The organism is Anaerovirgula multivorans (assembly GCF_900188145.1).
Lineage (GTDB): Bacteria > Bacillota > Clostridia > Peptostreptococcales > Natronincolaceae > Anaerovirgula > Anaerovirgula multivorans.
Map to the genome: position 1 here is coordinate 1 of NZ_FZOJ01000015.1, position 14,768 is coordinate 14,768.

Annotated in this window: 13 protein-coding genes and 1 pseudogene; 12 read left to right on the forward strand and 2 right to left on the reverse strand. The window is 36.3% G+C overall.

Annotated features, from left to right (window positions below; translation table 11 throughout):
- From CHB72_RS26645 to CHB72_RS14750, 3 genes and pseudogenes are all read left to right on the forward strand, one after another.
- Positions 1-309 (forward strand): annotated as a pseudogene (locus CHB72_RS26645) (ISAs1 family transposase); the annotation flags it as partial.
- A 311-nt stretch (positions 310-620) separates the two neighbouring features.
- Positions 621-1,019, forward strand: a complete 399-nt coding sequence (locus CHB72_RS14745) for a nucleotidyltransferase substrate binding protein (RefSeq protein WP_089283656.1) — start codon at positions 621-623, stop codon at positions 1,017-1,019.
- 2 nt (positions 1,020-1,021) lie between these two features.
- On the forward strand, positions 1,022-1,321 hold the full coding sequence (locus tag CHB72_RS14750) for a nucleotidyltransferase domain-containing protein (RefSeq protein ID WP_089283657.1): 300 nt from the start codon (positions 1,022-1,024) through the stop codon (positions 1,319-1,321).
- A 110-nt stretch (positions 1,322-1,431) separates the two neighbouring features.
- On the opposite strand, the gene CHB72_RS14755 is transcribed toward CHB72_RS14750, so the two are convergent.
- On the reverse strand, positions 1,432-2,040 hold the full coding sequence (locus CHB72_RS14755) for a hypothetical protein (RefSeq protein WP_089283658.1): 609 nt from the start codon (positions 2,038-2,040) through the stop codon (positions 1,432-1,434).
- A gap of 549 nt (positions 2,041-2,589) precedes the next feature.
- Between CHB72_RS14755 and CHB72_RS14760 the strand changes: the two genes are divergently transcribed.
- The 6 genes from CHB72_RS14760 to CHB72_RS14780 all read left to right on the forward strand — a co-directional run bounded on the left by CHB72_RS14760 (position 2,590) and on the right by CHB72_RS14780 (position 9,803).
- Positions 2,590-3,051: a hypothetical protein gene (locus CHB72_RS14760; RefSeq protein ID WP_089283659.1), complete on the forward strand. Its 462-nt coding sequence runs from the start codon at positions 2,590-2,592 to the stop codon at positions 3,049-3,051.
- Between the two features lie 25 nt (positions 3,052-3,076).
- The gene (locus CHB72_RS14765; protein WP_176431395.1) at positions 3,077-3,817 is read left to right on the forward strand and encodes a polyphosphate polymerase domain-containing protein; all 741 of its coding nucleotides are present in this window, start codon (positions 3,077-3,079) and stop codon (positions 3,815-3,817) included.
- Between the two features lie 12 nt (positions 3,818-3,829).
- The gene (locus CHB72_RS14770) at positions 3,830-4,525 is read left to right on the forward strand and encodes a DUF4956 domain-containing protein (RefSeq protein ID WP_242975142.1); all 696 of its coding nucleotides are present in this window, start codon (positions 3,830-3,832) and stop codon (positions 4,523-4,525) included.
- Between the two features lie 231 nt (positions 4,526-4,756).
- Positions 4,757-7,342: an SNF2 helicase associated domain-containing protein gene (locus CHB72_RS14775; protein ID WP_242975143.1), complete on the forward strand. Its 2,586-nt coding sequence runs from the start codon at positions 4,757-4,759 to the stop codon at positions 7,340-7,342.
- A complete protein-coding gene (locus tag CHB72_RS27385; RefSeq protein ID WP_242975144.1) occupies positions 7,343-8,011 on the forward strand; it encodes a DEAD/DEAH box helicase in 669 nt (222 codons plus the stop codon).
- A 379-nt stretch (positions 8,012-8,390) separates the two neighbouring features.
- Positions 8,391-9,803 (forward strand): sodium:solute symporter family protein, encoded by a 1,413-nt coding sequence (locus CHB72_RS14780; RefSeq protein WP_089283661.1) that lies wholly within the window; start codon positions 8,391-8,393, stop codon positions 9,801-9,803.
- A 291-nt stretch (positions 9,804-10,094) separates the two neighbouring features.
- On the opposite strand, the gene CHB72_RS14785 is transcribed toward CHB72_RS14780, so the two are convergent.
- Positions 10,095-10,625 carry a ferredoxin domain-containing protein gene (locus CHB72_RS14785; protein WP_089283662.1) on the reverse strand — a complete coding sequence of 177 codons (531 nt, stop codon included), beginning with the start codon at positions 10,623-10,625 and terminating at the stop codon, positions 10,095-10,097.
- Between the two features lie 280 nt (positions 10,626-10,905).
- Between CHB72_RS14785 and xylA the strand changes: the two genes are divergently transcribed.
- The 3 genes from xylA to xylF all read left to right on the forward strand — a co-directional run bounded on the left by xylA (position 10,906) and on the right by xylF (position 14,734).
- Positions 10,906-12,228 carry a xylose isomerase gene (gene xylA / locus CHB72_RS14790; RefSeq protein WP_089283663.1) on the forward strand — a complete coding sequence of 441 codons (1,323 nt, stop codon included), beginning with the start codon at positions 10,906-10,908 and terminating at the stop codon, positions 12,226-12,228.
- Positions 12,229-12,266: 38 nt separating this feature from the next.
- Complete coding sequence (locus tag CHB72_RS14795; RefSeq protein WP_089283664.1) at positions 12,267-13,457, forward strand: ROK family transcriptional regulator; 1,191 nt, start codon at positions 12,267-12,269, stop codon at positions 13,455-13,457.
- A 203-nt stretch (positions 13,458-13,660) separates the two neighbouring features.
- Complete coding sequence (gene xylF, locus CHB72_RS14800) at positions 13,661-14,734, forward strand: D-xylose ABC transporter substrate-binding protein (RefSeq protein ID WP_242975145.1); 1,074 nt, start codon at positions 13,661-13,663, stop codon at positions 14,732-14,734.
- The last annotated feature ends 34 nt before the right edge of the window (positions 14,735-14,768 follow it).

The window sequence follows — 14,768 nt, forward strand, 5'->3', positions numbered from 1 at the left end:
GAAGAACGAGCATATCACCTTGCTAGTGTAGATACAGCTGAGGATTATGCTAGGGGAGTAAGATTACATTGGGGGATTGAAAGTACCCATTGGAGCCTAGATGTAACATTTAGAGAAGATGCCAATAAAACAAGGACAGGGAATGCTCCACAAAATCTTGCATTATTAAAAAGACTGACCCTGAATATGGTAAAAAAAGATGCAAAAAGGCATCCTAAAAAAAGTCTAAAGAGAAGAAGGTTTATAGCTTCTCTGCATGAGGACTACCTTGAGTATATATTTTCAATTAACTTCGGGAAGCTACAATAGATTTTAATAAGATACTGGGTATATCCTTAGCCGGACTACCTGGTTAACACGAGTACAAAAGCACACTTAGGGAAATTCTCGGAATATTTATTACTAATTCTTACTACTACCGGGATACATTTCATGACAAACCAAGGCCTACCACAATACAAATGCTGCAATGGCATTTTTAAAAAATTCTCTTTTGAGGATTTTGGAATAAAATGTATTCATGCTTTTGCCGTGTCGCCAAGGCCTTTTCTTATTGTATATAGGTTTTGCTAAATGATATAATATAAACATAGAAGAAATAAGAGAAGGAGCAGGTATATATGTATAGCCGAAAAAAGGTAGAAGAAAAATTATCAAATTATAAAAAGGCACTTGATAGGCTAAAGGAAATATTACGGGTTTCACCAGATCATTCTTATATATATGATGCAGCTATTCAAAGATTTGAGTTTACTTATGAATTAGCTTGGAAATTAATGAAGACTTTTTTAGGGTACAAAGGGCTGACGGAGGTAAGAACACCTAGAGATACCTTTAAAGAAGCTTTCCAAGCGGGAATTATAGATAATGGTGAAGGTTGGATTCAAATGTTGACAGATAGAAACATTACAAGTCATACCTATAATGAAGAAGATGCCCTAGAGATCTATACAAGAATAAAAGAAAAACATTATGGGTTCTTAGAAGAGCTTTTTAAAACAATATCAAAGGAGATATAAGTATGATGTTTGGCATAAACAAAAAGATTCTTGATGAAATTGTTTATATCCTTTCTACGGATGAGAATATTGTAAACGCATATATTTTTGGGTCTAGAGCCAGAGGAGATTTTAAGGATTATTCAGATATAGATATAGCACTGTTTGTGGAAGACGGAAATAGAAGCAGCACTATTGCTGTAGATATTAATGAGATTAACTGTATTTATAAATTCGATATTGTAATGATAAAGGAAAGTACAACTAAAGAACTATTGGATAACATTAGGAGAGACGGGGTTAAAATATATCAGCGTTCATAAATTAGAATAGAATAACACCAGTCACTTAACTTATTTTAAACAATACTACTGCAGGTGAAGGTGTAGAGAAAAAAATCATATAGATAGAGTCTACTCATGAGGAGTAGACTCTATTTTTTTGCAGGAAGTGTAAGGAGAGCTGCTAGCATGTTTCTTATGCTGGTTAATTCTCTCACCAATGGCTCCATATCCCGCTTAGTAAGAGGGTAGAGGTACTCTACCCTGCTTTCTGACACATAGGCTTCTGATGGATGATTTTCCTCATAGTATTTAGCAGAGAGGAGTACTTGGTTGTAGCGTTTTTTCAAGGTGCCGGGTGTATTTAGACTGTAGATGGTCTGGCCGTTGTTTAGTTGGATTGCAGATTGAGAATAATCCACCTTCTTCACTTGAAGGTAATTGATGTAGCCGATGGAGGAATCGTTTTTGATCTTAGGGACTCTAGTTTTTATGGGAAACAATAGTAATTCTTTATGTATGGGTAAAGGGGTATAGTATTTACAGTTTAGAAGGCTCTGTTGCTTTCGACGAAGCAGCCTTAAGTGTAGGGCATAGTAACTGCACAGAGCTTTTAGGGCAGCATCTATGGAGTGTGGGTAAAGGATCTCTTGACCACTTGTCAACAGTAACTTTGTGGCATTACCTAAGTCCTTTTCATAAAATGGAATTAAAGCAGCTAGCTGTTGTTTATCATCTAATATTTTTTCGATGGATTTCAAATATATCAACTCCTGTTTTTTTCTTCTGTAGCAGTGAAAAATTTTCCCCTTCGGTGTAGTGTTTGGAATAAATTTGGCTACAATTTAGTGGAATAAAAACTCCTTCCGAATCAAGGGCTCCTTTTATTATAGCACAAATAGAACGTATGTTCTACATAAAATGTAAAAATTTTCTAATGCCTTAAATGGAAAATTTAATACTAAAGTGAAATTTTAAATTCTATTTGCAAGAGTAAATTCCATGATACTAGAATTTACCTCTGCACCTTTTATTAAATGTCCTGTTTGGTCTTGCACTTTTGCTTATTTAGTCGGAGATCAAGCACTATATCCTCGAAGTAACTTGGGCTACAATCCAATAGGAGGCACAGCTATTTTGAATTAAGTCTCATTTTATTTAAAGGAGTTAAAAGGTATATAATGGTGTAGGTGGAATGCAGACTTTACTCTAAGAGATAGCGGTGTTATACTATATATGTTAATATTGTGTTAACTATATTCTATGAGGAGCAGTTCTAAGACTCTGGATATATATAAGGAGTAGATGTTATGACGAAGGAAGAAGGCACTAGAGATGGTGTAAAATCTATGATAAAGAGCTTGGAGGTATCTCTTCAGCAAATAGAAGAAACGGAAAGACTGCAGTGGGAGCTGAGAAAGGCCTATAAGGTTCCTTATCCAGTACCCTTTAAATACAACCTAGCAGCTACAGTAATGCTATATATCCTTTTTAAGCAGGGGATGCCCTATGGAGGATGGATATTATTGGCTTGGCTGGGATGGCAGATTTGTATCAACGGTATTTATTTTATGTTTCAATTGTATAAAAAGATGCCACAAATAGCACAATGGAAAGATAAGGTAAATACAAACCTTGAACAACTGGAGACAAACTGTATTGTGCCGCAAAAATACTGGTATTCTAGTGCTATACAACATTTTGTTAAGTATGTAGAGTCGGGAAAAGCAAAAACCATAGAGGAATGCATAGAGATTTTTGAAGAAGACTAGAGACTTTTAGAAGGGAGGGCCTATTTTGGAAAAAGAAGTATTTAACCGATATGAGCTAAAATATTTGATTACCTATGATACCTATACAGAGCTACTAAAGACCTTAAGGCCTCACCTTTCTATAGATGCTAATGGAGACCAAGAGGGCTATTATACAGTATCCAATATCTATTATGATACAGAGGATCATCTTTTTCATCAGGAGAAAATGTTAGGACAGTCCTTTAGACAAAAGCTTAGAATGAGGACTTACAACAGGACTTCCTTGAATGATTGGGCATTTTTAGAAATCAAACAAAAACACAATAAGGTTGTAAATAAGCGCAGAACCTTGATGAAATTGAAGGATGCCTATGGGTTCTTAGCCCAAAAGGTGCCTGTGGGAAGCTCTTTTCCCTTTGAGGTTTCCAACCATCAAATATTGAAGGAAATAGATTTTATAAAGAATTTTTATAGAGTGATACCAAAAGTAGTGTTGTGCTATGAACGTCAGGCCTTTCAAGCCATTGAAGATAGCAGTATTCGGATCACCTTTGATAAAAACCTGAGAAAGCGGGAATACAACTTCCGTTTGGAGAATGGCAGCGATGGGGAGCTATATGTGGATCCTAACATCTTTGTTTTAGAGGTAAAGCTGCAGGGTAGAATGCCTTTATGGCTGGCTAGGACACTCAGCGAGTTCCGATGTGCTATGCAAAGCTTCTCCAAATATTCCAATAGCTATGAGGGTACTGAAGTGGTACTTAGAGAGAAGAATATCATATAGGGGGTTGCAGTAGTGATACAGAGTATTAATGACATATTTATGTTTAACGAAATAGGAACCATAACAACCATGAGGGAAGTAATTATCACTATCTTTATTAGCTTCATTCTAAGTGTGATGATTTCCTATACCTATATAAAAACCTACAAGGGGAAATTTTACTCCCAAACCTTTGCCCATACTTTGATTATCGTAGGAGTGGTCATTGCCATCGTCATTGTAGCCATCGGCAGCAACATTGCTAGGGCCTTCAGTTTAGCAGGAGCTTTGTCTATCATCCGTTTTAGAAGTACCATTGGGGATCCAAGGGATATCGCCTTTATCTTCTTTGTGTTAGGAGCAGGGTTAGCCTCTGGAGCAGGATTGTTTTTACCGGCATTTGTCTTTGTAATCCTTTTATGTGGATTGATTTTTCTTTTACATTACATGGACTTTGGAGCGAGGGATGGAAAACAAAAGATTCTTAAGATTATGGTACCAGAAAATCTAAACTTTGAAGGATTATTTGATGACATATTAGAGGAGCACCTAGAGGAGTATTCCTTAATGAGCATTAGAACCACCAGTTTAGGGACCATGTTTGAGCTGGTGTATTCCATTCGTAGTAAAGGAATTAACGAGGAAAAGAACCTCATGGATGAAATCCGTTCTAGAAACGGTAATTTAAATGTTACAGTATTACTAGATGAACAACTGATGAATAACTAAAAAAAGATAAAAGAACGTTTTGTTTGACATAAAAAATCTTCTAAGAAGTAATTCTAGGAGGTTTTTTTATTGCAGGAAAAGTGACAAGGGGATATTTAGTTATAGGAACAAACATCTATATAGATAGGAATTGTTAGATAGCTATCTACACGACTGTAATCTGGCATTTGTATGAAATTTATGCTACAGTAAAAACTAAGAGAAGTTTGTTAGAGGAAATGAGGTAGAGCTATGTTCCAGATAGATGAAGCGTTAATTGAAGACATTGTCAGTGATTCTAAAACCTATTACAAGGGAAAGGATTATTATAAGAAGAATAGAGTGGTGGAGCTGCTGTTTCATCCGAAAGATCATCATTTTCAAGGAAAAGTGAAGGGGAGCTACCTTTATCAGGTAGAGGCAAGCTTTGATTCCCATGGGAAATTTCTAGAAGCCAGCTGTACCTGTCCTGCTTATGACAGTTTTTGGGGCTATTGCAAACATATTGTGGCAGTTCTTTTAACGATTAAAGAGAAGAACGAAAAGGGAAGATTTCAAAGAAGAATTCCTCAGTCACAGGCACAAGAGATTTTAGAATATTTTAGAAATCTTCAGCAGGAGGATAAAACCCCTGTTCAGCTAGAGGTTACCTATGAGGTACAGAGGGATTATGATAATAAAGGGTGCCTAGCTTCTTATCTAAGCCTGAGAATAGGAAGTGATCGGCTTTATGTTGTGAAAAATTTAAAGGAGTTTATGGCAAAGTTCCATGAAAATGAGGAAATATATTTTGGTAAGAAGTTCACCTTTGATCCCATGCTCCATAAATTTCATGAGGAGGATGAAAAAATCATAGATTTAATCCAAGAAATCTATCAGCATGATACATTCACCCATAGCAATTATTATGGAAGCTCCTCCAGTAGGTTGTTTCATGGGAAACAGGTGGCATTGAGCTCCAAAACATTAAAGAGGTTTTTTCATATAGCCAAGGAAGGAAATTTCTTTCTGCGGGGTGGTATCAAAGCTGATATTTTAGGACGTAAACACCCTACCTTATGGATTTATGAAGGAAATCTTCCCATTTCCTTTGAACTGGATCAATCAGGGGAGACCATGGTGTTAAATGTTAAAGAGAAGGGAGTATTGTTACCATTAGTTCCAGAATGGGATTACTTTTTAACTAAGCAGGGGGTTTGTCGGGTTTTTGAGGACCAAAAAAAGAAGTTAATGCCATTCTTTTCCTTATTGGGTAAAGGTCAAAATATATCATTAAGGGTATCAAAAGAGGAGGAGGAGAGTTTTCTTTCGGAGGTTTATCCTATCATGGAGGAAATTGCTCCAGTAAAAATAGGGGAAAGACTAGAAAAATCCCTCTACAAGCCACCTTTTCAAGGAGAAGTCTATTTTGATAAAAAGGATAACGAAATAAAGGCAAGACTCCAATGGATTTATGGAGATATGATAGTAAACCCCTTCTCAGCTAATCCAAAAGAAGATGAGAAACGACGAATTTTAATGAGGAATTTTAAAAAGGAAAAGCAAGTCATTGATTTTTTTGAGGAGAATGAATTTAAGGTAAGGAATGAAGAGATCTATTTAGAGGAAGAGGGAAAAATCTTTGAAATGCTGCAAAAGGGCTTTCAAGAGCTGCAGCAGGTTTCTGACGTCTACTATTCCGAAGATTTTAAGGCGATGGAAATCAAAAAAACCTCCAGCATCAAGGGTGGTATTCGTCTAAACACTGAGGAGGATTTACTAGAGTTTCATTTTGGCATAGAAGGTATAGAGGATAAGGAACTTAGAGATATACTAAAATCTTTGAAGGAAAAGAAAAAGTATTATAGGTTAAAGGAGGGATCCTTTCTTCCCCTAGAAGAGGAGGCTTTATCAGGGATAGAGGTGCTGATGCAGCAGTTGGATATAACGGAAAAGGATATCCAGGAAAAGATCATAAAAATTCCTAAGTTTAGAGGTCTTTATGTGGAAGAGCTTCTAAAGGATAATGGCTTAGATTTTATAAAGAGAAATAGAAGCTTTAAAAAATTTGTTGAGGATGTTAAGGAATTTGAAGAAGTAGAGTATGAGGTGCCTCAACAGCTGCAGGGAATATTAAGAAATTATCAGCATCAGGGATTCCGCTGGCTAAAGATATTGAGCCATTATGGTCTCGGAGGAATTTTAGCGGATGATATGGGATTAGGAAAGACTTTGCAAATACTAAGCTATCTTTCATCTCAAAAGGAAGAGAAGGGTAAAGAGACTGCGTTAATCGTGGCGCCCACCTCTTTGGTCTATAACTGGTTGGGGGAGATAGAGAAATTTACACCAGAGCTTTCAGCCATTGCAGTAGCAGGGAACAAAAGAGAAAGGGAAGAGATATTAAAAAATCTTCATGATTATGACATTGTAGTGACCTCCTATCCCTTGCTTCGAAGAGATATAGAACTGTATGAAGACTACAGTTTTCGGTATTGTATTATAGATGAAGCCCAACACATTAAAAATCCTTCTTCCCAAAATGCAAAGTCTGTAAAGGATATTAAAGCAACCCATCGATTCGCATTAACGGGAACCCCCATTGAGAATGCGCTAATTGAGTTGTGGTCTATCTTTGATTTTGTGATGCCGGGATATTTATCCTCACAGCATAAGTTTAAAAAACATTTTGAAGTTCCTATAATTAAGGATAAGGATGAGAAAGCTTTAAGGGATTTAGGAAAATTGCTAAAACCTTTTGTACTAAGAAGGCTAAAAAAGGATGTGTTGCAGGAACTGCCGGAGAAAACTGAAAGCAAGATGGTGGCGGAACTAACAGCGGAGCAGAAGAAGGTGTAATTGGCTTATTTAAAGGAAATTAAGGGAGAAATTGAAGAAGAAATTCGTGAGAAGGGCTTTGAAAAAAGTCAAATCAAAATTTTAGCAGGATTAATGCGATTAAGACAAATTTGTTGTCATCCTTCTTTATTTATAGAGAATTATGAAGGCAATAGCGGAAAGATGGAGCTTCTGGAGGAAGTAATGGCCACTTCCTTAGAAAGCGGGCATCGAATCCTGTTGTTTTCTCAGTTTACCAGCATGCTAAAGATTATTGAAGAGAGATTAAAGCTAGCTGATATTGATTATTACTATTTAGATGGAAGTACCCCTATGAAGGAAAGAGGAGAAATGGTGCAGACCTTCAACGAAGGAAAAGGCAGGGTGTTTCTTATCTCCCTAAAGGCGGGGGGAACAGGATTAAACTTAACTGGAGCCGATACAGTGATTCACTTTGATCCATGGTGGAATCCTGCAGTGGAGGAGCAAGCCACAGATCGAGCCTATCGTATTGGGCAAAAAAACAAGGTGCAGGTGATGAAGTTTATTACCAAAGGAACTATCGAGGAAAAAATATTTAAGCTGCAGGAAAAGAAAAAAGAAATGATCCAAGCCGTCATACAACCAGGAGAGACGATGCTATCCAAGATCAGCTCTGAGGAGCTGATGGAGGTATTGAGGAGCTTTTAGAAGATAGAAGAAAAGATTTTTTCCCTATCTTTTAACGTTAATTTAAGGGTTACTTACCAGCAATAACACTAACAATCCGAAAGGAAAAATAAATAATAGTTATAGCAGAAATCAAAAGAAACTTTTTCATAGGGCTAACCTCCTGTTGTTTTTCCTGATAATACTATTATAATGTAAAGGCCGTTGTAAGGGAGAATTTTTCTTTAAAAAAAATTTATTCTTTCATAACGCCAATTATGACTTCTATATAAAATTACCGGAAATCTATGGCCCTAAGAAGGATTTTTTTGTTGGAAAGATAATATATAGTAAGGAGACAAGAAAATATAGTTTGCTTTGCTGAACGAATAAATATCTTTAAGAATGGGAGAAGATACTGATGGCAATTCAGTTACTGATCATTACTATTTATTTCTTAATTACTATATCAATTGGAATGGTTGCGAAAAGGAAATCTGTGTCTTCCGATTGCTTCCACGGAGTTGGATTAGGTGTTCTCATGTGTGTAACAATAGGAGCGGGAGAGTGGTTAGGCGGGACATCTACCACTGGTGTGGCGGAGTATGGTTACAGCTATGGTTTGTCAGGAGCTTGGTTTACCATTGCTAATGGTATAGGAATCAGTGTGTTGGCCCTGTTTTTTGCAAAGCTTTATAGGAGCCTAGAGACGGTTACGGTACCGGGAATTATAGAAAAGTTTATCGGTGTAGATGCAAGAATTGTTTCCAGCATTTTATTGACCTTTGTTATGATTGCTGTGGGAACAGCCCAAGTCATAGCTGCTGCTATGCTAGGGGTATCGGTATTGGGGTTGGACTTTAACGTTTCGGTTATTATTCTTGGAACAGGATTTATTATCTACACCTTGGCAGGAGGAATGATGGCCATAAGTTATACCAGTATAATCCACCTCATCGCAATGTATGGAGGTATAATATTGTCACTGTCCTTTGCTGTAGGAGATATAGGTGGAATGTCAGTATTAAGGGAGACTCTGCCAGAAAGCTATTTCAGTTGGACCAATATAGGGATGTCCAGGGTATCCTCATGGATCATTGCTTCTATCCTTGGGGCCTGTACTGCTCAAGCAGCTATACAGCCAATCTTGGTGGCTAAGGATGTAAATGTGGCAAAACGGGCTGCTATTATTACCTCCTTGGTGGTAGGTCCCTTTGGTATTCTTACTGCTCTGTTGGGGATGACGGCTAAGGTAAAGTTCCCTGATTTGGCTAATGCCAAACTGGCACTACCAACTTTGATGATGAGTCAACAGCCCATCGTTGGAGGCATTGTTCTATCTGCTATCTTAGCGGCTATATTGTCCACGGTATCACCTGTTATACTGGCCTGTGGCACGATGATTACCAAGGATATTTATCAGAGAAAGCTAAAGCCAGAAGCTACTGATCAAGAAATTTTAAAGGTTTCTAGAATCGTTACTGGTATTTCGGGAATTGTATGTGTGTTCATAGCATTGTTGATGTACGGTAGTACAACGATATTGGATATGATGTATTTTGCCTATACGATACGGGGATCCCTATTTGTAGTGCTGCTATTTGCAATTTACTGGAAAAAAACTTCCACGAGAGGTGCCATTGCTGCTATGCTGATTACCACTGCGGTGGGCTTTATCTGGGTAAGCTATAAGAGTATCTATGGTCAATTTCCTATTCATCCTAATCTGACAGAAACCTATATTTCTGTGATGGTGGCCTGTGTTAGCACAGTAGTATTAAGCTTGCTATTTCCTAATAAAACATTAAAGGAATCAGAGCTTGGAGAAAATTAAAATATAAACATCTCAATAGACTATAAAAGATAGAATCACCTCCTGAAGTCTTCAGGAGGTTTATTTCATAGATATATAGAATAGATTGTACTTTTCCATACTATTTATAAATATATAAGACTGTTGAAAAAGTCAAATAATGCAGTAAGAAAGCAAGATTGTCATTCTGAGCCTTGACGAAGAATCTAAGTATTTAGAAGACTTTAAAGATTCTTCATCCCCACGACTTAAAGAAGACCCTAAGGATTTATGCCCTTAGGGTTTTTACTTGACCTTAACCTCGATTTCAGTCTAGCCCCTATCAAAGAAAGGGCTCTTACCTGATACGGACAATGGGATGCCATAGGCGATCTTTATATCTTCACTGAAATAGCCTAGATCTAAAGCGGCTTTTCCAGCAGAGAACATAACACGATTGTCACAGCGATGATTTGCTGCTACCGATGCAGCTGAACCAATAGCGATTCCTAAATCCCCTGTATTGAAGGCACAGATACCATGATTAGCCCTGTTGTCGTTACAGTTTTTAAAGCCACAGTAGCCACAGTAGGGTACCCCTAAAGGACCGATCTTTGTACCAATGACAACTAACACATGGGAATGATCTACATTGCCAGCATCTCTATTAAAGAAGGGGATCCCTTCTCTTTCTGCAATGGTACGCATTTCAGCTGATAGCTTGTCCTTAGAATCTCCCTCTACGATAATGATCTCCAAATTATCGGTTCCTTTTCCCTTTGGAGCAGTTCTAGCCGCTGCCACCATCAATTCAGCTACTGTCTTAGCAGCCCTTTTTTCAGCATCAAAGCTTTTTGTAATCATCAAATATACCTCCTTAGCATTTAAATCAGCCTTCATATTTTCTAAAACTGTATACATTCATGAAGGATTTATTACTTAACATAGAGAAATGATTATTTATTATTAAATACTTTTCGACAATTGCAAATCAAATCCTTCTATGAATTATAAATAATGTAGAGGATTAATTTTTTTTGAACACTTTTTAAAATACTTTTAAAAAGTTATTGCAAAAGCATTCAAATAGTGCTAATATTTTATTAAATACAGAAAATTCTGGATCATATAAGGGGGAAATAAGGTGAGGGAAATATTTAAGAGAATTGATAAAATTGCATTTGAGGGTAAAAAATCTAGAAACCCTATGGCTTTTAAATATTACAACCCCGAGGAAATCGTCGGGGATAAACCTATGAGAGAACATTTAAGATTTGCTATGAGTTACTGGCATACATTAACGGGAGATGGAACAGATCCTTTCGGACAAGGGACTTTACAGCGTCCCTGGAATGAATTAGAAAATGATATAGAAATTGCAAAGGCTCGAGTTGAAGTAGGTTTTGAGCTTATGGAGAAACTAGGCATATCATATTTTTGCTTTCATGATAGGGATGTAGTATCGGAGGCTGCAACCCTTGAAGAAACCAATGAGAGACTAGATATAATAACTGAATATATAGAAGAATTAATGAAAAAAACTAAGATTAAGCTTCTATGGGGTACTTCTAACGCTTTTAGTCATCCTAGATTCATGCATGGGGCAGCAACCTCTTGTAGTGCTGATGTTTTTGCATTTGCAGGGGCTCAGGTAAAAAAAGCAATGGATATAACTCATCGACTCAAAGGTGAAAATTATGTATTATGGGGCGGAAGAGAAGGCTATGAAACCCTATTAAATACCAATATGGATTTAGAATTAGATAATTTAGCAAAGTTTCTAAAAATGGTAGTGGATTATAAAAAGAAAATAGGATTTGAAGGGCAGCTATTGATTGAACCAAAACCAAAGGAGCCTACGAAGCATCAATATGATTTTGACGTAGCCACGGTTATCGCATTTTTAAGAAAACATGGACTTGAAGAAGATTTTAAAATTAATATAGAAGCAAATCATGCTACACTAGCAGGACATACCTTTCAACATGAATTACATACAGCTCGTATAAATAATATGCTAGGAAGCATTGATGCCAATCAAGGAGATTTGTTACTTGGATGGGATACAGATCAATTTCCAACAAACATTTATGATGCTACATTAGCTATGTATGAAGTATTAAAAAATGGAGGATTGACTCTAGGAGGCCTAAATTTTGATGCTAAAGTAAGAAGAACTTCTTTCGAAGTTGAAGATTTACTTTATGCATATATAGCAGGTATGGATACCTTTGCTAAAGGATTGAAGGTAGCATTTAGATTATTTGAGGACAGAGTTTTAGAAGAATTTATTGAAAAAAGATATAGTAGCTATAAAACTGGGATAGGCGAAAAAATTGTACAAGGGAAAGTAGGATTGGAAGAATTATATGATTATGCACTAAAGCTTAATGAAATCAAGTTACAATCCGGAAGACAGGAAATGCTAGAAGCTATATTAAACTCCTATATCCTGGAAATGGACTAAGATAAAAAATACAAATTTACTATAAATTAGGTGATAAAATGCTAAAATTACATTCTATGGACAGATCTAGAATTGCAGATTCAAATATAAATAAAATAATACAAATCTTATACAAGCACAGAGAACTCACAAAACATGATATAGCAGCAATCAGTCATTTGAGTATACCTACTGTTACAAACAATTTAAGCAAGCTCATAGAGGACGGATTGGTTACTGAATCAGGAGTAGCAGAATCAACAGGCGGTAGAAAACCGGTTTTGGTAAAACTAGTACCAGATTCAAGATTTTCTCTTGGGGTAGATATTTCTCCATTAAAAGTAAGAATCATACTAACAAATTTGTTTACAGAAATAAGAGCAGAAGCAGAATTTGAATTAGATGGTCTGAAGGATATGACAAAGATTATGAACAAAATAAAAACATATATTTTGGATATGTTAGAAAAAAATAATATAAAAGACTGGCAATTGACAGGCGTAGGCTTTTCTATCCCTGGCACAGTAAATAAGGAAAAAATGATTTTAGAAATGGCACCAAACTTAGGTGTGAAAAATATTGATTTCCATGATTTTTCAGATGTGTTTGATTATCCCATTTATATTGAAAATGAAGCGAATGCAGCTGCTTATGGAGAATCTATTTTAGGAAGTCTGCCAAAGGAAAAGTCTAATAGTATATATATTTCTATAACAGAGGGTTTAGGTGTAGGAATTATTATGAATGGTGAGCTTTACAAGGGTTCCAATCATCGGGCTGGTGAATTTGGACATATGAGAATAGGAAGTGCAGAGAAAGAATGTCAATGTGGAAGAGTAGGATGCTGGGAGCTTTATGGGTCTGAAAAAGCACTTCTTACCGCTTATAATGAAGTATCTAAACATAACGTACAGGATATCCATGAATTTTTTCAAAAATATGAAGAAAAAGAAGCTGCTGCCTGTAATACATTAGATAGCTATTTGGAGTATTTAGCTAGGGGTATTCAAAACATTATCTTAGGATTAGATCCTAAATATATTGTAATTGGAGGTAAAATTAGTGAATATAAACATGTACTTCTCCCCCTTATGAGAAAAAAAGTTTTTACCTCCAATACCTTTTACAACGAAATTGAAACAAAACTCCTATTTTCTGATTTAAATAAAAATGCTTCTTTACTGGGGGCTTCACTAATACCGTTAAAGAATTTGCTTTATTCAAATATGGAAATAAGAAAATGGAGGTGATTAGATAAAAAGGTACGATTAATTGGGGGAGTTAATAGTCCTCTATGGAGGCAAACGATTTCATATGGTTCGAGTTTTCTAGGGTTTGTATCAAGTGTTTAAAGAAGGCTATCGAGAAATAAGCAGAGTTCAAGAAAAGCTTTATTAAAAAAGGCTTAAATTAAATTAAATAACATAAAAATAAATTTAGAGGGGGATTATTTGTGAAAAAAATCTTGTGTTTTATGTTAGTTTTTACACTTCTAAGTCTTGCTTTAATAGGATGTGGGCAACAAGGACAGCCAGAGGAAGCAGCAGGATCTGGGAAAACCACCGAAGACAAAGAATTTGTAATTGGATTCAGTATCGATGACCTTAGATTAGAAAGATGGCAGCATGATAGAGATTATTTTGTGCAAGAAGCTGAAAAATTAGGTGCCACTGTATTGGTTCAATCAGCTAATGGAGATGCACAATTGCAATACTCACAGTGTGAAAATCTAATTTCTCAAGGCATTGACTTGTTGGTAGTCATAGCAAATAATGGGGAAGTGATGGGACCTATTGTTGAAGAAGCCCATGCTAACGGTATCAAAGTCTTAGCATATGACAGATTGATTATGAATTCTGATTTAGATATGTACATATCCTTTGACAATGTAAAGGTTGGAGAATTGCAAGCACAAGCTATTGTAGGAGAAGTTCCAGCAGGAAACTACTTTTTAATGGGTGGTTCACCAACTGACAATAATGCGAAATTGTTTAGAGAAGGACAAATGAATGTGATACAACCTTACGTGGATGGAGGAGATATTACTGTTGTGGGGGATCAGTGGGCCAAGGATTGGCTGCCAGAAGAAGCACTTGTCATCATGGAAAATGGATTAACAGCCAACAATAACAAGGTTGATGCTGTAGTTGCCTCTAATGATAGTACTGCAGGTGGAGCTGTTCAGGCTCTTACTGCACAAGGACTAGATGGAAAAGTTGCAATATCAGGTCAAGATGCTGACTTAGCAGCGTGCCAAAGAATTGTTGAAGGCACACAAACCATGACGGTTTATAAGCCTATTAAGAATTTAGCAACAGAGTCTGCTAGGCTTTCTATAAAAATGATAAAGGGCGATAGTATTACTCCAGATTCTAAAGTAAATAATGGACAAAAAGATGTAGATTCTATTCTGTTGACACCAGTATCTGTAAACAAAGATAATATGGCAGATACAATAATAAAGGATGGATTCCACAAGGTAGAGGATGTTTACAAAAACCTACCACAAGATCAATGGCCACAATAATTAAGTAGTAAGAGTGTGAAGGGAACTTCCCTTC

What these genes read in the sequence shown, in the direction of transcription:
- CHB72_RS14780 (WP_089283661.1), top strand. Translation starts at nt 8,391, where the DNA reads ATGGCAATTCAGTTACTGATCATTACTATTTATTTCTTAATTACTATA.
- CHB72_RS14760 (WP_089283659.1), top strand. Translation starts at nt 2,590, where the DNA reads ATGACGAAGGAAGAAGGCACTAGAGATGGTGTAAAATCTATGATAAAG.
- CHB72_RS14795 (WP_089283664.1), top strand. Translation starts at nt 12,267, where the DNA reads ATGCTAAAATTACATTCTATGGACAGATCTAGAATTGCAGATTCAAAT.
- CHB72_RS14745 (WP_089283656.1), top strand. Translation starts at nt 621, where the DNA reads ATGTATAGCCGAAAAAAGGTAGAAGAAAAATTATCAAATTATAAAAAG.
- CHB72_RS14785 (WP_089283662.1), bottom strand. Translation starts at nt 10,625, where the DNA reads ATGATTACAAAAAGCTTTGATGCTGAAAAAAGGGCTGCTAAGACAGTA.
- CHB72_RS14775 (WP_242975143.1), top strand. Translation starts at nt 4,757, where the DNA reads ATGTTCCAGATAGATGAAGCGTTAATTGAAGACATTGTCAGTGATTCT.
- CHB72_RS14750 (WP_089283657.1), top strand. Translation starts at nt 1,022, where the DNA reads ATGATGTTTGGCATAAACAAAAAGATTCTTGATGAAATTGTTTATATC.